21 protein-coding genes are annotated in these 17,633 nt (G+C 72.3%); 10 read left to right on the top strand and 11 right to left on the bottom strand.

The genetic code is table 11. The annotated features are described in order from the left end of the window. Positions 1-140: 140 nt before the first annotated feature. The 4 genes from FKD65_RS12330 to FKD65_RS12315 all read right to left on the bottom strand — a co-directional run bounded on the left by FKD65_RS12330 (position 141) and on the right by FKD65_RS12315 (position 2,401). Entirely contained in the window at positions 141-443 is a 303-nt protein-coding gene (locus FKD65_RS12330; RefSeq protein ID WP_141577634.1) for a DUF202 domain-containing protein, read from the bottom strand. Next, positions 440-829: a YidH family protein gene (locus FKD65_RS12325; RefSeq protein ID WP_141577633.1), complete on the bottom strand. Its 390-nt coding sequence runs from the start codon at positions 827-829 to the stop codon at positions 440-442. Before FKD65_RS12325 ends, FKD65_RS12330 begins: the two co-directional genes overlap by 4 nt. 105 nt (positions 830-934) lie before the next feature. Then, positions 935-1,564 carry a MerR family transcriptional regulator gene (locus tag FKD65_RS12320; RefSeq protein ID WP_141577632.1) on the bottom strand — a complete coding sequence of 210 codons (630 nt, stop codon included), beginning with the start codon at positions 1,562-1,564 and terminating at the stop codon, positions 935-937. Between the two features lie 117 nt (positions 1,565-1,681). Further along, positions 1,682-2,401 carry an IclR family transcriptional regulator gene (locus tag FKD65_RS12315; protein WP_141577631.1) on the bottom strand — a complete coding sequence of 240 codons (720 nt, stop codon included), beginning with the start codon at positions 2,399-2,401 and terminating at the stop codon, positions 1,682-1,684. A gap of 99 nt (positions 2,402-2,500) precedes the next feature. Here FKD65_RS12315 and leuC point away from each other — a divergent pair, with 99 nt between their 5' ends. The 4 genes from leuC to FKD65_RS12295 all read left to right on the top strand — a co-directional run bounded on the left by leuC (position 2,501) and on the right by FKD65_RS12295 (position 5,370). Then, complete coding sequence (gene leuC / locus FKD65_RS12310; protein ID WP_141577630.1) at positions 2,501-3,952, top strand: 3-isopropylmalate dehydratase large subunit; 1,452 nt, start codon at positions 2,501-2,503, stop codon at positions 3,950-3,952. 10 nt (positions 3,953-3,962) lie between these two features. Continuing rightward, a complete protein-coding gene (gene leuD / locus FKD65_RS12305; RefSeq protein WP_141577629.1) occupies positions 3,963-4,550 on the top strand; it encodes a 3-isopropylmalate dehydratase small subunit in 588 nt (195 codons plus the stop codon). 149 nt (positions 4,551-4,699) lie between these two features. Next, positions 4,700-4,933, top strand: a complete 234-nt coding sequence (locus FKD65_RS12300) for a hypothetical protein (RefSeq protein WP_141577628.1) — start codon at positions 4,700-4,702, stop codon at positions 4,931-4,933. Between the two features lie 158 nt (positions 4,934-5,091). Beyond that, on the top strand, positions 5,092-5,370 hold the full coding sequence (locus FKD65_RS12295; protein ID WP_026403810.1) for an HU family DNA-binding protein: 279 nt from the start codon (positions 5,092-5,094) through the stop codon (positions 5,368-5,370). Between the two features lie 109 nt (positions 5,371-5,479). On the opposite strand, the gene FKD65_RS12290 is transcribed toward FKD65_RS12295, so the two are convergent. Beyond that, the gene (locus FKD65_RS12290; protein ID WP_141577627.1) at positions 5,480-5,692 is read right to left on the bottom strand and encodes a hypothetical protein; all 213 of its coding nucleotides are present in this window, start codon (positions 5,690-5,692) and stop codon (positions 5,480-5,482) included. 10 nt (positions 5,693-5,702) lie between these two features. Further along, on the bottom strand, positions 5,703-6,383 hold the full coding sequence (gene cofC / locus FKD65_RS12285; protein ID WP_141577626.1) for a 2-phospho-L-lactate guanylyltransferase: 681 nt from the start codon (positions 6,381-6,383) through the stop codon (positions 5,703-5,705). Positions 6,384-6,467: 84 nt separating this feature from the next. On the opposite strand from cofC, the gene FKD65_RS12280 reads away from it, so the two are divergent. The 3 genes from FKD65_RS12280 to FKD65_RS12270 all read left to right on the top strand — a co-directional run bounded on the left by FKD65_RS12280 (position 6,468) and on the right by FKD65_RS12270 (position 9,684). Continuing rightward, complete coding sequence (locus FKD65_RS12280; RefSeq protein ID WP_240810108.1) at positions 6,468-7,481, top strand: 1-acyl-sn-glycerol-3-phosphate acyltransferase; 1,014 nt, start codon at positions 6,468-6,470, stop codon at positions 7,479-7,481. Between the two features lie 17 nt (positions 7,482-7,498). Next, complete coding sequence (locus tag FKD65_RS12275; protein ID WP_141586773.1) at positions 7,499-8,488, top strand: NAD(P)H-dependent glycerol-3-phosphate dehydrogenase; 990 nt, start codon at positions 7,499-7,501, stop codon at positions 8,486-8,488. 71 nt (positions 8,489-8,559) lie between these two features. Continuing rightward, the gene (locus FKD65_RS12270; protein WP_141577625.1) at positions 8,560-9,684 is read left to right on the top strand and encodes a D-alanine--D-alanine ligase family protein; all 1,125 of its coding nucleotides are present in this window, start codon (positions 8,560-8,562) and stop codon (positions 9,682-9,684) included. Between the two features lie 54 nt (positions 9,685-9,738). On the opposite strand, the gene FKD65_RS12265 is transcribed toward FKD65_RS12270, so the two are convergent. Beyond that, entirely contained in the window at positions 9,739-11,583 is a 1,845-nt protein-coding gene (locus FKD65_RS12265) for a beta-propeller domain-containing protein (protein ID WP_141577624.1), read from the bottom strand. Positions 11,584-11,747: 164 nt separating this feature from the next. On the opposite strand from FKD65_RS12265, the gene FKD65_RS12260 reads away from it, so the two are divergent. Continuing rightward, positions 11,748-12,317 (top strand): acetamidase/formamidase family protein, encoded by a 570-nt coding sequence (locus tag FKD65_RS12260; protein WP_141577623.1) that lies wholly within the window; start codon positions 11,748-11,750, stop codon positions 12,315-12,317. On the opposite strand, the gene FKD65_RS12255 is transcribed toward FKD65_RS12260, so the two are convergent. The 4 genes from FKD65_RS12255 to FKD65_RS12240 form a co-directional block, all read right to left on the bottom strand. Further along, complete coding sequence (locus FKD65_RS12255) at positions 12,314-12,715, bottom strand: carboxymuconolactone decarboxylase family protein (protein ID WP_240810107.1); 402 nt, start codon at positions 12,713-12,715, stop codon at positions 12,314-12,316. The genes FKD65_RS12260 and FKD65_RS12255 overlap by 4 nt on opposite strands. Positions 12,716-12,914: 199 nt before the next feature. Beyond that, positions 12,915-13,802, bottom strand: a complete 888-nt coding sequence (locus FKD65_RS12250) for an NAD(P)-dependent oxidoreductase (protein WP_141577622.1) — start codon at positions 13,800-13,802, stop codon at positions 12,915-12,917. Continuing rightward, on the bottom strand, positions 13,799-14,533 hold the full coding sequence (locus tag FKD65_RS12245; RefSeq protein WP_141577621.1) for an SDR family oxidoreductase: 735 nt from the start codon (positions 14,531-14,533) through the stop codon (positions 13,799-13,801). The genes FKD65_RS12250 and FKD65_RS12245 overlap by 4 nt, the downstream gene beginning before the upstream one ends. Continuing rightward, on the bottom strand, positions 14,530-15,990 hold the full coding sequence (locus FKD65_RS12240) for an aldehyde dehydrogenase (RefSeq protein WP_141577620.1): 1,461 nt from the start codon (positions 15,988-15,990) through the stop codon (positions 14,530-14,532). Before FKD65_RS12240 ends, FKD65_RS12245 begins: the two co-directional genes overlap by 4 nt. A gap of 154 nt (positions 15,991-16,144) precedes the next feature. On the opposite strand from FKD65_RS12240, the gene FKD65_RS12235 reads away from it, so the two are divergent. Both FKD65_RS12235 and FKD65_RS12230 read left to right on the top strand, forming a co-directional pair. Beyond that, a complete protein-coding gene (locus FKD65_RS12235) occupies positions 16,145-17,026 on the top strand; it encodes a hypothetical protein (RefSeq protein ID WP_141577619.1) in 882 nt (293 codons plus the stop codon). 131 nt (positions 17,027-17,157) lie between these two features. Beyond that, positions 17,158-17,385 (top strand): hypothetical protein, encoded by a 228-nt coding sequence (locus tag FKD65_RS12230; protein WP_141577618.1) that lies wholly within the window; start codon positions 17,158-17,160, stop codon positions 17,383-17,385. The last annotated feature ends 248 nt before the right edge of the window (positions 17,386-17,633 follow it).

Raw genomic sequence — 17,633 nt, 5'->3', positions numbered from 1 at the left:
CGACCGACGCTAGGCGCCGGGACGCCATGCCACCAGCGAAGACTTCGCACGCCAGCCATGCGCGGCGAGCATGCCTCGATGGTCGGGTGTGGTCAGAAGGCCGTTCAGAAGGCCGTTCAGATGGCCGTTCAGAAGGCCGTTCAGAAGGCCAGGGCGGCGGCGACCGCCGCCAGGAGCACCGCGAGACCGGTCGTGATCAGGATCGAGACCGGGTCGGCGGTGCCCGCCCCGGACGGGAGGTGGCGCCGGGCGTGGAAGCTCCTGCGGGTGCGGCGCAGCATCAGCGCGGCCCCGCCGCACACGACCGCCGCCGCGAGGACCGTGCCCGGGGCCGAGGGGGCGAGCCGCACGCAGAGCAGGCCCGCGCCGATCAGGGCGAGGGTGGTGCGCGACCACGCGAGCGCCGTCCGCTCCGGCTGCGCGCCCGGGTCGCGGAGCCTCACCTGGTGACCAGCAGCGCGACCAGCAGGGCGATCGCGGCGACCGCCAGCCCGTAGGACATGATCGGAGCCAGCGCGGGCGGCGGCAGCGTCTCGGCGCGGCGCAGGGCGCGCTCGGTGCGCAGCCACCGGCGGAACGCCAGCACCGCGACCAGGGCGCCGCCCGCGGCGAAGCCGACGGCGAGCACCTGGCGCAGCGGCGATTCGATCAGGTCGCCCGCCAGGGCGAGGCCGATGCCGCCGGCGATCAGCGCCAGCGCCGTGCGGATCCAGGCCAGGAACGTGCGCTCGTTGGCCATGGTGAAGCGCGGATCGGGGTCGCTGCCCTCGGCGAGCAGGCGGTCGGTCCACCTGCCGCCGGAGGGGCCCGGAGGCGTCGTCGCGGTCATCGCCTTTCATATTAGGCGAGAGCGCGAATTTCCCGTTATCCGGGTTCTGTCGTCATATGAATGGTAATTCCGACCGTCCATCCCGGGAATGCCTGGTGGGAGGGGTCAGTCGCGGTCGAAGCGGCGCGCCGAGGCGTCCTCCTGGGCCAGCCGGTGCAGGGCCGTGAGGACCTGCTCGTAAAGGATGGTCGAGACCAGCAGCGAATGGACGGTCCGGGCCCGGGGGGCTCCGTCGGCGACCCGTCCGATCTCGTGCTCGGCGACCTCGGTGGCGGCCTTCACGTAGGGGCGCAGGTCCTTGAGGGTGATGGGGAAGCCGAGCCGGCGCAGCGCCACGAACGAGTGCGCCAGCAGGTCGCGGGCGGGGGCGCGCTCGCCGACGCGCCAGCCGAGTTCGCGGACGAGGGCGTCGACGTCCTCCCGGGCGGCCCGCCAGTGCGGGTCGTGCGGGGCGGCGACGTACGGGCCGACCGCGTGCTGGGTGGTGGTGAACAACTGGTGCATGCCGACCCCGTCGTCGTCGACGGCCTCGATGATCTCCTGGATCGCCGAGATCGGCATGTCGCCGACCTCGCGCAGCGCGCTGATCAGCCGGAGCCGCTCCAGGTGCCGCCCGTCGTACTCCGAACGCGTCGCGCTCACCATCGACCCCTTCGGCAGCAGGCCCTCCCGGATGTAGAACTTGATCGTCTGGACCGTCAGCCCGCTCCGGTCGCTGAGCTCGGAGATCTGCACGTTGCACCCCCTTTACCGGAGGCCAACGGTAGCGAGGCGGGACGGGCGGAGACCGGCACAATCCAATGTCCGTCCGGCTTGTGGTGATTCGTGAAGCGGCCGGATCAGGCCGCGGGATCAGGACGCCGTGCGGCGCATGCCCTCGGAGATCTTCTCGGCGGCGGCGGCGACGGGGGCGGCGTGCAGGCGTCCGGGGGAGCGGGTGAGGCGTTCGAGGGGCCCGGACACCGAGACGGCGGCGATCACCCGTCCGCCGGCGCCGCGGATGGGGGCCGAGACCGACCCGACGCCCTGCTCGCGCTCGCCCACGCTCTGCGCCCACCCCCGGCGCCGGACGGACGCCAGCGTCGTGGCCTCGAACTTGGCGCCCCGCAGCCCGCGGTGCAGGCGGTCGGGCTCCTCCCAGGCGAGCAGGATCTGCGCGGCCGATCCCGCCGTCATGGGCAGCGCCGCGCCGACCGGGATGGTGTCGCGCAGGCCGCTGGTGCGCTCGGCGGCGGCCACGCAGACCCGGACGTCCCCCTGCCGGCGGAACAGCGACGCGCTCTCGCCGGTGTGGTCGCGGAGCTGCGCGAGGATGGGCTGCGCGATCGCGAGCAGCCGGTCCTCGCCCGCCGCGACCGCGAGCTCGGCCAGCCGCGGCCCGAGGATGAAGCGCCCCTGCGTGTCGCGGTGGACGAGGCGGTGGTGCTCCAGCGCGACGGCCAGCCGGTGGGCGGTGGGACGGGCCAGCCCCGTCGTCTGGACGAGCTGGGCGAGCGAGGCCGGGCCGGCCTCCAGTGCGTTCAGTACGAGCACCGCTTTGTCAAGTACGCCGACTCCGCTAGAGTTGTCCATGTCTTGATATTGCCGTCTCGAAATTTGAGATGCAAGTCGAGGCGACCGGGACCACGGCGCGAGGACGCGCCGACGACCAGCACAGGTGAGGTGGGAGTGATGGGCCGAACACTGGCCGAGAAGGTGTACGACGCGCACGTCGTACGGCACGCCGAGGGCGAGCCCGACCTCCTCTACATCGACCTGCACCTGGTCCACGAGGTCACGAGCCCGCAGGCGTTCGACGGGCTGCGGATGGCGGGCCGCCAGGTCCGCCGCCCCGACCTGACGATCGCCACCGAGGACCACAACGTCCCGACGACGGACCTGCTCAAGCCGATCGCCGACCCGGTGTCGCGCACCCAGGTCGAGACGCTGCGCAAGAACTGCTCCGACTTCGGGATCCGGCTGCACCCGATGGGCGACGACGGCCAGGGCATCGTGCACGTCATCGGCCCGCAGCTGGGCCTGACCCAGCCCGGCATGACCGTCGTGTGCGGCGACTCGCACACCTCCACGCACGGCGCGTTCGGCGCCCTCGCGTTCGGGATCGGCACCAGCGAGGTCGAGCACGTCCTCGCCACGCAGACGCTGCCGCAGATCCGGCCGAAGACGATGGCCGTCACGGTCGAGGGCGCGCTGCCGGAGGGCGTGACCGCCAAGGACCTGATCCTCGCGATCATCGCCCGGATCGGCACCGGCGGCGGCCAGGGCCACATCGTCGAGTACCGCGGCGAGGCCGTCCGGTCGCTGTCGATGGAGGGCCGCATGACGGTCTGCAACATGTCCATCGAGGCCGGCGCCCGCGCCGGGATGATCGCCCCGGACGAGACCACCTTCGCCTACCTCAAGGGCCGCCCGCACGCCCCGCAGGGCGAGGACTGGGACCGCGCCGTCGAGTACTGGACGTCCCTGCGCACCGACGACGACGCGGTCTTCGACCGGGAGGTCGTGATCGACGCGGCCGAGCTGACCCCGTTCGTCACCTGGGGGACGAACCCGGGCCAGGGCCTGCCGCTCGGCGGGTCGGTGCCCGACCCCGCGTCCTTCGACGACCCGGTCCAGCGCCAGTCCGCCGAGCGCGCGCTCGAGTACATGGGCCTGACCGCCGGGACGCCGCTGCGCGACATCGCCGTCGACACCGTCTTCGTCGGCTCCTGCACCAACGGCCGAATCGAGGACCTGCGCGCCGTCGCCGGCGTGCTGGAGGGCCGCAAGGTCGCCGAGGGCGTGCGGATGCTGGTCGTCCCCGGCTCCATGGAGGTCAAGAAGCAGGCGGAGGTGGAGGGCCTGGACGCGGTCATCTCCGCCTCCGGCGCCGAGTGGCGCGAGGCCGGCTGCTCGATGTGCCTGGCGATGAACCCCGACAAGCTCACGCCCGGCGAGCGCAGCGCCTCCACGTCCAACCGCAACTTCGAGGGCCGGCAGGGACCGGGCGGGCGCACGCACCTGGTCTCGCCCGCCGTCGCCGCCGCGACCGCCGTCACCGGGCACCTGGCCGCGCCCCATGACCTCGGCGAAGCCGCCGGGGGGCCTGGGGGGTCGTCCCCCCGGAATGACGCCGATCTGTAGAGGAGCCACGATGGAAGCGTTCACCACCTACACCGGGCGCGCGGTCCCGCTGCGCCGCAGCAACGTCGACACCGACCAGATCATCCCGGCCGTGTGGCTCAAGCAGGTCAGCCGCACCGGATTCGACAAGGGCCTGTTCTCGGCGTGGCGCGAGGACCCGGAGTTCGTCCTGAACAAGCCGCGGTACGAGGGCGCGGGCATCCTGGTGGCCGGGCCCGACTTCGGGACCGGCTCGTCCCGCGAGCACGCGGTCTGGGCGCTGCAGCAGTACGGCTTCCGCGTCGTGATCGCGCCGCGCTTCGGCGACATCTTCCGCAACAACTCCACGAAGATGGGCCTGCTGCCGGTCGTGCTCACGGCCGCGCAGGTCGAGGCGCTGCAGGACGCGGTCGAGAAGGACCCCGGCCTGGAGATCACCGTCGACCTGGGCGAGCGCGAGGTCCGCTGGGGCGCGGACGTCGCGCCGTTCGAGATCGACGACTACACCCGCTGGCGCCTCATGGAGGGCCTGGACGACATCGGCCTCACGCTGCGCCACGCCGATGACATCGGCACCTTCGAAAGCACCCGCAACCCGCTGCTCCCCACCACGGTGTAGCGCGCGGCGGATCCGCGACACGCCGTCCGCGGCGCCGGCCCTCCGGCGCCGCGGACGCGCCGAACGCACCCCCGGACGCGCCGGCCGTCACGGGCACGAGGGAGAATTCTCCCAGTGTCCGAAGACCGCCGACCGTTTGGGGACTCCAGATGAGCACGGCCCCGTGGACCGGGCCAGAGTGGGACGACCCGACGTTGACGCAGCTCGCACGCCAGTTGCGTGACGCTCATCGAGCCGTCGCCCCGCTCCCGCCGCAGGACCGGCGGCGGCTCATCCGGCACCTGCTGGCGATCACCGATCTGGCCAAGAGGGACGCCGAACTGGCCGCTCGCAGGCTGGACGCGTTCCTCGCCGATTTCCAAGACGGGCCCGACGTCGGTTAGCGTGCGCAGTGGCCGGATCCGGTCCGGTCACCGGGCGAGACGGGGGCGAGACCGACAAAAACGCCAGCGACACGCCATCGTTTGCGTGCAGGTGATTGTGTCCATGGTGAGGGTCCCTTAGTTTCGTTCGGGCAAGGGGGGAACTAGAGGAGTAACCCATGAACAAGCGTGAGCTGGTCGACGCCATCTCTGACCGGCTGGGCAGCAAGAAGGCCGCAGCCGAGGCCGTCGACGCGATCCTGGAGGCGATCCAGACCGCAGTCGCCAAGGGCGACAAGGTCGCGATCACCGGGTTCGGTTCGTTCGAGAAGGCCGACCGGCCTGCCCGTACGGCCCGCAATCCCGCAACGGGCAAGACCATCGAGGTTCCCGCGACGTCCGTGCCGAAGTTCAAGGCGGGCGCCGACTTCAAGAACCTGGTGGCCGGCAAGAAGTAGTGCTTCACCGCGTCAGCGCTCGGGACCGCATGGCCCCGGGCGCTGACGCGTTTCTCGGCCCGGCCGGGGAACCGGTGCCCGGTCCGGGAGGGCGGGGCGGCGGGGCCCCTCAGGCGGGCGGGGCGGGAAGCGGGAAGGTCGACAGCGTCACCGCCGAGATCCGTTCGCCGGCCAGCGCGAGGTTCACGCGCTGGCCGAAGCGCAGCAGCCGCAGGCCGCCCGCCGCGAACGCCTCGGCGTCGAAGGGCAGTTCCGTCCCGTCGTCGAGGAGCACGCTCCCCGAGCGGGTCCGCGCGTCGAACGCCTTCACCGTTCCCTGCATGCCCCAGACTCTAGGCCAACGAGGGCAGCCGGGACGCGACGGCCGCGGTGCGGGGGCCGGCGCCGAGCGCGAGCGCCGCGCGGAGGTCGTCGGGGGTGTCCACGTCGCGGCGTACGCTGTCGGTGTCGGGGAGGAGGATCTCCCGGGCGCCGCGGGCGCGGTGGGCGGTCCGCGAGTCGCCGCCGAACGCGGGGGAGAACGTGACGCCCGGGCGGGCCGTGTAGAGCGTGGTGCCGACGCCGGCCGCGTCCGGCACGAACGACTCGGGAGCGGCGGAGGCGGCGTCCAGGACGCGGGCGAGTTCGTTTGGCCGCAAAGCGGGCAGGTCAGCTGAAAGCGCCCCCACACCCGCGTCGGCGGCCAGTTCGCGGCCCCGGCCGGCCCCGTAGACCAGGGCCGGGTTCAGGCCGGCGTCCGGCACGTCCGGCACGATCCGGGCGCCGAGGGCGGCGAGCTCGGCCGCCGGAAGGGGATCGTCGGTGACCACGATCACGTCGCGGACCCGGTCGCAGCGCAGCGCGGCGGCGACCGTGTCGGCCGCGACGGCGAGCGCGAGGGCCTCCCGGTGCGGCCCGGCCGCCGCCGACATTCGGGTCTTGGCCTTGGCGAGGACCTTCACGGGGACGACGAGCGACCACCGGAGCGGCGGAGGCGTCCGTTGCGCTTCCGCGGAGGGTGCTGGTGTAGACATGGCAACTCGACACTATGCGCACGCAACCGCGACACTTGAGGACACCCCGGGTTCACCTGGGGGACGGATCGAGGGAGGGGCGTGATGAGCGCAGCGAAGCAGGGGGTCGCCTCCTCACGGGAGGGACGCCCGGGCCACCGCTACTCGCCGAGGTGGCGCAGGCTCACGATCGTCATCCTGCGACCGCTGCTGTACGGGCTGCTCAGGCGCGACTGGCGCGGGCGGGGCAACGTCCCGAGGAAGGGCGGCGTCATCATCGCCGCCAACCACATCTCCGAGTCCGACCCCCTCGCGCTCGCCCACTTCGTCTACGAGGCGGGCCGCTACCCCGTCTACCTCGCCAAGTCCACGCTGTTCGACGTCAGGTTCATCGGGGCCGTGCTGCGCGGCACCGGCCAGATCCCCGTCTACCGCGACAGCGCCGACGCGTCCATGGCCCTCCGGGACGCCGAGCAGGCCCTCCTGGACGGCGAGTGCCTGATGTTCTACCCGGAGGGCAGCTGCACCCGCGATCCCGAGCTGTGGCCGATGACCGGGCAGACCGGGGCCGCGCGGATGGCGCTGAAGACCGGCGCCAAGGTCGTCCCGGTCGCCAGCTGGGGCGCGCACGAGCTGATGCCCTACAAGAAGGGTGAGCAGAAGGGGCTCGCGGGCAGCCTGAAGAAGGGCCTGCACCCGCTGCCCCGCAAGACGATGCAGGTGATCGCCGGGCCCCCCGTGGACCTGTCGCGGTACGAGGGCCTCCCGCTCGACCGCGAGACCCTGCGCGCCGCGACCGACGACATCATGGCCGCGATCACGGCCCTGCTCGGCGAGCTGCGCGGCCAGGAGCCCCCCGCCGTGCCCTACGACCACCACAAGGTGCTGGAGGAGCGCCGCCGCGCCGCCGAAGGCGCCCGGGGCCCGGGAGCCGCGGCCGCCCGCGGTCCGGGTGCCGCCGGTGACGCCCGCGGTCCGGGTGCCGCCGGTGACGCCCGCGGTCCGGGTGCCGCCGGTGACGCCGGCGGGCCCGAGGGCGCGGTCCCCGAGCAGGCGGGACCGGCCGGCCCGGAGTCCGCGGGGCGGCGCGCCGCCGAGCCGAAGGCGGCCGACTCGTGACCTTCCGTACCGCGGTGATGGGCTCCGGGTCCTGGGGCACCACGTTCGCGATGATGCTGCACGACGCGGGCGGCGAGGTCACCATGTGGGGACGCCGCCCGGAGGTCGTCGAGGGCATCAACGAACGGCACGAGAACACCGACTACCTGCCTGGCGTCCCGCTCCCCGAGGCCGTCCGCGCGACGCTGGACCCGGCGGAGGCCCTGCGCGGCGCCGACTTCGTGGCGCTCGCCGTCCCGGCCCAGACGCTCCGGCACAACCTCGGCGGCTGGGTCCCGCTGCTGCCGCGCGAGGCGGTCCTGGTCAGCCTGATGAAGGGCGTCGAGCTCGGCACCACCCGCCGCATGTCGGAGGTGATCCGCGAGGTCGCCGACGTCCCCGAGGAGCGGGTCGCGGTGTTCAGCGGCCCGAACGTGGCGCGCGAGATCGCCACCGGGGAGCCCAGCGCCGCGGTCGCCGCGTGCGTGGACGAGCACGCCGCGCGGGGCCTCCAGGCCGCCACCATGACGTCCTACTTCCGCGTCTACACCTCCACGGACGTGATCGGCGTCGAGCTCGGCGGCGCGGTGAAGAACGTCGTCGCCCTGTGCGTCGGGATGTCGGTCGGGCTCGGGTTCGGCGCCAACACCCAGGCCCTGCTGATGACCCGCGGGCTGGCCGAGATCGCCCGGCTGGGCGCCGCCCTCGGCGCCGACGAGCACACCTTCGCGGGCCTCGCCGGGATGGGCGACCTCGTCGCCTCCTGCGTCTCGCCGCTCGCCCGCAACCGCACGTTCGGCGAGAACCTCGGCCGCGGCATGACCCTGGACGAGGTCATCGCCGTCACCAAGCAGACCGCGGAGGGCGTCAAGTCGGCCGAGGCGGTGCTGGAGCTGGCGCGCAAGCACAACGTGGAGATGCCGATCACCGAGGCCGTCACCGCCGTCCTGCACCGCGGCATACCGATCAAGGAGGCGGCGATCTCGCTGATTTCGCGGTCCCCGAAGCCCGAGCGGTACGGGGTGTGACGGCGTGACCGCGCCCCGCGCCCGGTTCGCTCGTGGCCGACCCGTGGTGATCACCGGTAGGGTCGGGCGTCATGTCCCAGGTTTCTAGGATCCGCGTGGCCGTGGTGTTCGGCGGGCGCAGCTCCGAGCACGCGATCTCCTGCGTCACCGCGGGCGCCGTGATGGCCGCCATCGACCGGGACCGGTACGAGGTGGTGCCGATCGGCATCGCCCGCGACGGGCGCTGGGTGCTCCCGCCCGAGGACCTGCGCCTCGTGATCGAGGGCGGCCGGCTGCCCGAGGTGACCGGGGAGGGCGGCGTCCTCGCGCTGCCGTTCGATCCCGAGACCCGCGGCCTGATGGTGGTCCAGCCGGGCGAGGTGCCCGCGACCCTCGGCGACGTCGACGTGGTGCTGCCGCTCCTGCACGGCCCCTACGGCGAGGACGGCACGATCCAGGGCCTCCTCGACCTCGCCGGCATCCGCTACGTGGGCGCCGGCGTGCTGGCCAGCGCGGTCGGCATGGACAAGGGGTTCATGAAGCTCGTCTGGCAGGCGCGGGGTCTGCCCGTCGGCCCGTACGTGCTGATCGGCGACCGCGAGTGGCGGCGCGAGCGCAAGCGCAAGCTCGACGAGGTCGTCAGGGAGCTCGGCCTCGCCGACGGGACGCCGGTGTTCGTCAAGCCCGCCCGCGCCGGTTCGAGCATGGGCATCACCCGCGTGACCGCCGAGTCCGACCTGGAGGCCGCGGTCGAGGCGGCCCGCGAGCACGACCCGAAGGTCATCGTGGAGGCCGCCGTCGAGGGCCGCGAGATCGAGTGCGGCGTCCTGCAGGGCCTGGACGACGGCCCCGCCGAGGCCAGCCTGCCCGCCGAGGTGCTGATGGCGGGCGACCACGACTTCTACGACTTCGAGACGAAGTACCTCGACGGCTCCACCACCATGGCGATCCCGCCCGACCTCCCTCCCGCCGCGATCGAGGAGGTCCGCCGCGTCGCCGTGCAGGCGTTCGACGCGCTCGACTGCGAGGGCCTCGCCCGGGTCGACTTCTTCCACACCCCGGACGGCCGCTGGATCCTCAACGAGATCAACACGATGCCGGGCTTCACCCCGGCGTCGGCGTTCCCGCAGATGTGGGCGGCGACGGGACTGGACTACCCGGCCCTGGTCGACCGCCTCATCCAGACGGCGCTCCAGCGCTCGACCGGGCTGCGCTAGTCGCTCGACGGCCCGAGGCGGCGGTTCCGCAAGGCGGGGCCGGGGCGCGGCGCGTCAGTCGTAGGGGAGCCAGTCGCCGCCCTTGAGGGTGGACGCGTCGGCGGCGTGCGCGCCTTCGTCGGAGAACGTCCAGAGGGTGCCGCCGATGACGAGCGATCGGCTGACACCGCCGCCGTAGCGCTCGCCCGGGTGCCGAACCGTCCCGACCTCGGTGATCTCGGAACCGGTGACCTTGAGACCGAGGGCCCGGGGCGCGCCGCCGTCCCGCTGCGCCACCGGGACGACCGTGAGACCGGTCTTCGGCCAGTACAGGAACGCGTGCGCGTCGAACTCCGCCTGCGAGTTCGACCCGGGGAGCCTGTAGGCGCCGATCCGTCGGGGCTCGCCGGAGACGTCGAAGAGGGAGACCTGGAGGCCGCCCGTCCGGCCGGAGGGGTCGGCGTCCTGCCCCACGCCGAGGAGCTTCCCGTCCGCCGTGGGGTGCAGGTACGCGGAGTAGCCGTTGATCTTGAGTTCGCCGGTGGAGCGGGGGCGCCGGGGGTCCTTCAGGTCGACGACGTACAGGGGGTCGGTCTGCCGGAACGTCACGACGTAGCCGGTGGCGCCGACGAATCGGACGGAGTAGATGCGCTCGCCCTTCCCGAGCCCGTCGAGCCGTCCGATCTGGTCGAGGCGGGAGCCGTGCCGGGCCAGGACGTACACCGAGCTCTGCGATGCCCGGCCGCCGGGTTCCAGGCGGCCGGTCGTCGCGGCGAGGCGCAGGTTCCCTTCGTGCTCCGACATCGAGTACTGGTTCAGCAGGAAGCCCTTGACCGAGCCGGAGGCCGCGTACCGGGGGCGCCCGGCACCGCCGAGGTCGAACTTGAAGACGTCCGTGCGCGGCTCGGCCACCTTCTCGCGGGGACCAGCGAGGAGCTCCGGGGGAGTGCCGGTGACGTACAGGCTCTTGCCGTTGCCGTAGACGGTCGAGCCGTCGGCGGCCACCGCGACCGGCAGCGGGTCGCCGAGGCCCTTCGACAGGTCGAACGTCAGCAGGGTCAGCATCGAGGAACCCGCGTACGAGGACGGCCGGCTGACCTGGTCGCACGGCGTCCGGTACGTCTGGCCGCCCTCGACCTCGAAGGACGGCAGCCATGCCTCGAGCGGCGCCTTCAGCACCGCCCCCCGGTTCGCCTCGGTGGCCTTCTTCAGGCCTTCCTCGCCGGGGAAGTAGATGCTCGGCTCCGACCTCACCACCACCCGGACCACGGAGCCGGTCTGCCGGGCGTCGAGATAGTCGGCGCCGGACGTCATGGTCCCGGCGACCTTCGGCTTTCCGGACAGATCGACCAGGGTCAGGCGCATGATCTGCATCGGCTGTCCCGGCTTCGCGGCGCCCGGCTCCGGCCCTGCGGAGGCGACGGCCCTCGTCTGCCGCGTCAGCACGAGCGCACGGTCACCGCTCAGCAGCAGCTCGCCGCTGTCGTACCGGGTGCCGTCCGGCATCCTCAGCGTGTGCGTCACCTTGCGGGACGCCGGATCGATGACCCTGAGCCGCCCCTGCGCGAATGCGACGATCCTGCGGCCGTCGGTCTTCACCTGGTCGGGCTCGTCCGCGCCCGGCTCGTGCGAGTTCGTGGTGGAGTGCTCGGGAGCCGACCCGGACTCTCCGCTGGCCATCGGAGCCTTCCCCAACGCCGCGACGTCGTCGGGTGGGCGGCTGAGCCCGTACGGGCCGACCTTGTCCAGAGTGGCGCGGCGCAGCTCGTCGTGGAGCGCTTCGCAGTCGTCATAGGCGACAAGCCGCACCGGCGGCCTCTCGGGGATGGTCCGGCCGGGGGCCTCTCCTGACGGGGTACACCCGGCGGTCACGGCCAGCAGGACCGTCGTCGCGACCGGGACGAAGATGCGACCGCGCATTGACCTTGGACGCTCGCGTCCGGCACCCGGTTCCCCCCGAGCCCCCGGGATTTTTCGGTGATGGCCGTATTACGCGAGCGTCAGCACGCCGAAACCGTCCGGAAACAGCGGCCCGGCACGATCGGACCACCGCCTGGTTCACCACCCGGAAGGAGCGCTGCCCGATGCCCTCACCAGCCGTGTTCGACCTGGACGACCCCGGGATGCGGGACGTCCTCGGACACTCCCACTGGCACCCGGACATCACGGGCGTCGCGGAGGTCATCACGGGCGGCTCCGTCCGGATGGAGTGCCCCGGCCGGGAACCCGGCGGCGTCCTGCTGTGCGGCCCGCTCGTCGTCGTCGGCGCGGAACCCGGCGACGTCATCGTGGTGGACGTGCTCGCCGTCGGACATCCCGGAGGCGGCCGCGACGCCGGCGGGCACCCCGGGATCATCGGCTGCGCCCCGCCAGACCCGGTGTCCGTACCGGGCGACGCGCGGGGCCGCGACGTGGGCGGATGCCTCATCGCCCCGCTCGGCGCCGGTTCGCGCCTCCTGCTGCCGGTGCACGTGCGGGGCGCGAAGCTGTCCGTGGGCGACCTCCACTTCCCGCGGCGGGGCGCCCAGGACTGCGGCGACGCCGGCCGGTCCGGCTGGATCGACCTGCGTATCAGCCTCACCCGGCAGGGCGTCGAACGGTTCCGCGTGACGGGCCCGATGCTGATGCCCGCCCCGTCCCCGCGGCTCTGCTAACCGTCCCGCCGCGCGTGCTTCTCATGTCTGGCGATCAGCGTGTCGATCTGGACGCTCAGCTTCGAGCCGAGCGGCCAGCCGATGTAGTGGGTCAGGAACACGCCGATCTCGCGCAGTTCGTCCGGCGACAGCTCCCCGTTTGCCAGCGCCGCCGGGATCTGGATGTCGAGGACGTCGTTCAGCCCCTGGCCCGCGAGGACCCCGACGAGCAGGAGCCGCCGGTCGCGCATGCTCAGCCCGGGGCGCGTCCAGATGTCGCCGAAGAGGTGCTCGACGGTGATGCCGAAGAAGTCGCCGGGCCCGTCCGAGACCTCCCAGCCGTAGACCCGGCGCATCATCTCCAACCCGCGCTCGCGCCGCCCCTCAGGCAGACCGACCTCCGATGCCGCACCCTCCACATCAGGCCGTCCCTCCACACCCCCCGGTTCGCTCCGCTCAGAGGCGTTCCCTGTGGGGGGACGACCCTCCACACCCCCCGGTTCGCTCCGCTCAGAGGCGTTCCCTGTGGGGGGACGACCCTCCACACCTCCCGGTTCGCTCCGCTCAGAGGCGTTCCCTGTGGGGGGACGACCCCCCACACCCCCCGGTTCGCTCCGCTCATTCATGGGCCTCTCCCCCCAACCCCAGCCCCGCCCCGAACCGGTCGAGCGCGATCCGGGCGAGCGGGGCGTCGACTCCCAGCTCGTCGGCCAGCTCCAGCGCGAGGGACAGGTCCTTCTCGCCGAGGTCGCGCGTGTGCCGCAGGATGTCGTACAGGTCGTCGTCAGGCGCCAGCGGCGCCGTCGTCGGCCGCAGCATGATGGAACCGGCCCCGCCGGTGATCGCGTCGGTGTGCCGGACCACCCGGCCGAGCTTGCGCAGCGACACCCCCGCCGCCTCCGCGAGCCGCTGCGCCTCGGCGGCGGCGGTGAACGAGATGAAGTGCAGCATGTTGCGGGCCAGCTTCGTGCGGGTGCCCGCGCCGACCGGCCCCATGTGCAGGACGAGGTCCGCCCAGGCGCCGAACGGCTCGCGGCAGCGCTCGAACGCCTCCCGCGTCCCGCCGACCATCACCGCGAGGCTGCCCGCGCTCGCCCCCATGAACCCGCCGCTCACCGGCGCGTCCACCACCTCGATCTCGTACCGGCGGGCCCGCGACGCCAGGCCCTCGGCGGTCCGCGCGCGGATCGTCGAGTGGATCGCGAGGACCGTGCCCCGACGGGCGCTCGCCAGCACCTCCTCGCCCACCTCGTTCACCTGGTCGTCGTCACGCACCATGACCGAGACCAGGTCGCAGTGCGCGGCGACGTCCGCGACGCTCCTGGCCGCCCGCGCGCCCGCCTTCACCAGCGGCGCCACCGCCTCGGGCCGCGCGTCGTACACGACCAGACCCTCGCCGGCCAGGTGGGCCGCCATCGGCGCCCCCATCTGGCCGAGCCCGATGAAGCCGACCGCCATGCGCTCGCCCTCCGGGACGGCCCGCGCCTCCCGGTCCGCATCGCTCATGCGCGGAACACCTCGCCGCCGTCCACGTTGATGATCTGGCCGGTGATCCACGCGGCGTCGTCCGACAGCAGGAACAGGCAGGCGCCCACGAGGTCCTCGGGCGTCCCCATCCGCTTGAGCGCCATCTTGTCCCGGACGATCTTCTGCGACATGTTCCCCGGCACCACCGTCCGGTTGGCCTCGGTGTCGATCGGACCCGGCGCGATCGCGTTCACGCGGATGTCCATGCTGCCCAGCTCGTGCGCGAGCTGCTGCGTGAGCCCGTTGACACCGACCTTCGCGAGCCCGTAGAAGCCCGAGTACTGCCACGCCGCCGTGGACGACTGGTTGACGATGGAACCGCCCCCTCGCGCCTGCATGTGCGGGTAGCAGGCGCGGGTGCACAGCAACGCGCCGTCCATGTTCACCGACATGAACTTCTTGTAGTAGTCCCAGTCGACGGTGAAGAGGAAGTCGAGCTTCATCGTCCCGAAGATGGCGGCGTTGTTGACCAGATGGTCGATCCCGCCGAAGCGCTCCACGGCCTTCTCCGCCATGGCCTCGACGGACGCGGGGTCGGACACGTCCGTCCGCACGAACAGGCCCTTGATCTCGTCCGCGACGTCCCGGCCGCGCTCGTCCACGTCCGCCACGACCACCCCGGCGCCCTCCGCGGCCAGCGCCCGCGCGTACGCCTCACCGATTCCCCGCGCGGCCCCGGTGACGACCGCGACCTTTCCCTCGAACCTCACACGCCCTCCGCGATCGCCTTGGTCTCCAGGTACTCCTCGAACCCGGCCACGCCCATCTCCCGGCCGATGCCCGACTGCTTGTAACCGCCGAACGGAACGTCCGCGCCGTACCAGACGCCGCCGTTCACGCTCACCGTCCCGGTCCGCAACCTCTTCGCGACCGCGCGCGCCCGCTCGACGTCGCCGGCGTGCACCGCGCCCGACAGCCCGTACGGCGAGTCGTTCGCGATCCGCACCGCGTCGTCGTCGCCGTCATGCGGCAGGATCACCAGCACCGGTCCGAAGATCTCCTCCCGCGCCGCGCGCGAGTCGTTGGTCAGCCCCGTGATCAGCGTCGGCTCGATCCAGAAGCCCTTGTCCCGGCCCTCCGGGCGGCCGCCGCCGCACGCGAACGCGCCGCCGTCCTTCGCGGCCAGCTCCAGGTAGCCCTCGATCCGCTCGCGCTGCCGCGCCGAGATGACCGGGCCGCAGATCGTCCGGTCGTCCTGCGGGTCCCCGGCGCCGAGCCTCGCCAGCGCCTTGGCGGTGGTCTCGACGGCCTCGTCGTGGCGCTCGCGCGGGACGAGGATCCGGGTCGTGATCGCGCACCCCTGCCCGGCATGGGCGACCCCCGCGAACGCCGCGTAGGAGCAAGCCGCCCGCAGGTCGGCGTCGTCCAGCACGACGAAGGCCGACTTGCCGCCGAGCTCCAGGAACACCCGCTTGAGCGTCCCGGCCGCGCTCGTCATCACGCTCCGCCCCGTCGCCGTGGAGCCGGTGAACGACACCAGGTCGACGCGGGGGTCCTGGGTGAGCTGGGCGCCCAGCACGTGATCGGAGGAGGTGACCACGTTGACCACGCCCGGCGGGATGTCGGTGTCCTCCGCGATGACCTCGCCGAGGACCGCCGCGCACCAGGGCGTGTCGGGCGCCGGCTTCAGCACCACCGTGTTGCCCGCCGCGAGCGCCGGCCCCAGCTTGGCGAGGTTGATCTGGTGCGGGAAGTTCCACGGGGTGATCGCGCCGACGACGCCCACCGCCTCCCGGACCACCCGCCGGTGGCTGGGCATCCCCATCGGCTCGGCCCGTCCGAGGTCCTGCTCCCAGGCGTAGCCCTCGACCAGGTCGGCGAACCAACCGAGGTCGTCGACGGGCGCGTCCAGCTGGGCCCCGAACGTGAGGAACCTCGGCGCGCCCACCTCCTTGATCGTGAGTTCGCGCAGCTCGTCGGCGCGCCGCCGCAGCCCCTCCCGGAGCTGCCGCAGGCACCGCGCGCGGAAGGCGTGGTCGGTCGCCCAGCCGGTCTCGTCGAACGCGCGGCGGGCCGCAGCGATCGCCCGGTCCATGTCGTCTGCGGAGGCGTCGGCGGCGGTGCCGAGCACCTCCTCGGTCGCGGGATTGATCGTCTCGAAGGCGCCGCCCGTCCCCGGGACGAGCCGCCCGTCCAGGAGAAGCAAGCGATCGGTTGTTCTGGACACGTGTCCAGACTACCGTTCAGGCCCCACGGCGACGCAAGGTGCCCCCGCAAATTCACGTGGTACGTCCCACTATGGAATGTGGCCTGGCTCACATTCATCGAACAATCAAGCGAACACAGAGTGTGATCTTTCGATTGCCCTTAGTGTCGAACGCATGCCGACGCAGGAACATGACGTCTCGGCAGAGCTGTTCCGCTGGCCCCCCATGCTCGCCGCGGAACTGCTCACCGAGATGGGCGTCCCCCTCGGCGAAGTCCGGCAGGCCAGGGACGTCTCAGAGTCCTTCACCGACCTCAAGACGAAGGAGTACACCGCCGACGCGGCGATCATCCTGGAAACCTCCCGCGGCCCCACGGGCGTGGTGGTCGAGGTCCAGCGCAAGAGAGCCGAGGACAAGCGCTGGACGTGGCCGCTCTACCTCGCCACCCTCCGCAACCGCCAGCGCTGCCCCACCGTCCTCCTGGTGATCGCCCCCGACCCCGCGGTCGCCGAGTGGTGCAGCATCCGGATCGACACCGGCCACCCGGGCCACACCCTCACCCCGCTCGTCCTGGGCCCTGAACACGTCCCGCTGATGAAAGACGGCGCCCAGATCGCCGCCGACCCCGCCATGGGCGTCCTGTCCGCCTTATTTCACGGCTCGGGCGAGCACCAGACGAACATCCTGCGAAGCGCCTTCGACGGCGCGAACAAGCTGGCAGAGACCGACGAGGAACAAGCCCATCGTTACTATGAGTACGTGCAGGCGGTCCTACCCGAGGCGGCACGCAAGACCCTGGAGATCATGATGCAGACCGAGTCGCCCTACTACGACTCCTTCCTGGCCCGCGCAGCAGTCAAGGGGGAGGCCAAGGGACTGGCCCTTGCCGTGATCAGGAATCTGGAGAATCGGGGCATCAAGGTCAGCGAGGAGGAGCGGGACCGGTTCCTGGGCTGCACGGATATGGTGCGGCTGGATGCATGGCTGGGTCGTTCGCTTACCGTCGAGACGGCCGCGGAGATCTTTGGCCGAGGGGAAGAGCGAGGAATCGCTTGACAAGTGATTCGGCTGAGGAGTTTAGACCGCTCGAGGCGGCGGGCCCCGTCAACGCCTCGTCCGGTGCGGGCGCAATAGGAGCCGAATCGCCTCTCTACGAACACTGTCGTGCGAGGGCCTATGCCCGAGGCGTGGCAAAGGGCCGGGCAGAGTCGTATGCCCAGGCCTATGCCCAGGCTTACGTCGAGGCGCGCACTGGTTCTGTCGTGCGGGTTCTGGAGCAACGCGGCATCGCGGTGAGTGAAGCGGAGCGGGAGCGGGTCCTTGGGTGCGCGGACATGGCGCGGTTGGACGTGTGGCTCGCCCGTTCGCTCACCGTCCGGGCGGCCGCGGAGATCTTCGAGCCGGGTGACGACTGATCTTGCTCGGCATGTAGGTACGGGAGCACGCACGCAGGTCGGCGGGAGCCGGGATCGCTGAAGGGCGCGCCAGGGATCTGGCCGCCTAAGTGCCTGGTGCCTTGGCTTCGGAGGGGTCTCGTGCTCGGCCGGACGGTGCATGACGGACGGTCGCCGGAGGTCGCCGCCAGGGTGGTGGCCGGGACGGGGCGGGCTGAGTTTGGTTGAGGTTCGCGCGCCGGAGTGATCGCGGAGTGGGGCCGCGTGAA

Origin of the sequence: Actinomadura sp. WMMA1423, from assembly GCF_006547145.1 — a bacterium.
Lineage (GTDB): Bacteria > Actinomycetota > Actinomycetes > Streptosporangiales > Streptosporangiaceae > Spirillospora.
The sequence above is the reverse complement of the archived record's forward strand: the minus strand, read 5'-3'. Positions and strand labels throughout refer to the sequence as shown.

Coding starts and splice junctions, on each gene's coding strand:
- FKD65_RS12325 (WP_141577633.1), bottom strand. CDS start 829: ATGACCGCGACGACGCCTCCGGGCCCCTCCGGCGGCAGGTGGACCGAC.
- FKD65_RS12315 (WP_141577631.1), bottom strand. CDS start 2,401: ATGGACAACTCTAGCGGAGTCGGCGTACTTGACAAAGCGGTGCTCGTA.
- leuC (WP_141577630.1), top strand. CDS start 2,501: ATGGGCCGAACACTGGCCGAGAAGGTGTACGACGCGCACGTCGTACGG.
- leuD (WP_141577629.1), top strand. CDS start 3,963: ATGGAAGCGTTCACCACCTACACCGGGCGCGCGGTCCCGCTGCGCCGC.
- FKD65_RS12300 (WP_141577628.1), top strand. CDS start 4,700: ATGAGCACGGCCCCGTGGACCGGGCCAGAGTGGGACGACCCGACGTTG.
- FKD65_RS12295 (WP_026403810.1), top strand. CDS start 5,092: ATGAACAAGCGTGAGCTGGTCGACGCCATCTCTGACCGGCTGGGCAGC.
- FKD65_RS12290 (WP_141577627.1), bottom strand. CDS start 5,692: ATGCAGGGAACGGTGAAGGCGTTCGACGCGCGGACCCGCTCGGGGAGC.
- cofC (WP_141577626.1), bottom strand. CDS start 6,383: ATGTCTACACCAGCACCCTCCGCGGAAGCGCAACGGACGCCTCCGCCG.
- FKD65_RS12280 (WP_240810108.1), top strand. CDS start 6,468: ATGAGCGCAGCGAAGCAGGGGGTCGCCTCCTCACGGGAGGGACGCCCG.
- FKD65_RS12275 (WP_141586773.1), top strand. CDS start 7,499: ATGGGCTCCGGGTCCTGGGGCACCACGTTCGCGATGATGCTGCACGAC.
- FKD65_RS12270 (WP_141577625.1), top strand. CDS start 8,560: ATGTCCCAGGTTTCTAGGATCCGCGTGGCCGTGGTGTTCGGCGGGCGC.
- FKD65_RS12265 (WP_141577624.1), bottom strand. CDS start 11,583: ATGCGCGGTCGCATCTTCGTCCCGGTCGCGACGACGGTCCTGCTGGCC.
- FKD65_RS12260 (WP_141577623.1), top strand. CDS start 11,748: ATGCCCTCACCAGCCGTGTTCGACCTGGACGACCCCGGGATGCGGGAC.
- FKD65_RS12250 (WP_141577622.1), bottom strand. CDS start 13,802: ATGAGCGATGCGGACCGGGAGGCGCGGGCCGTCCCGGAGGGCGAGCGC.
- FKD65_RS12235 (WP_141577619.1), top strand. CDS start 16,145: ATGCCGACGCAGGAACATGACGTCTCGGCAGAGCTGTTCCGCTGGCCC.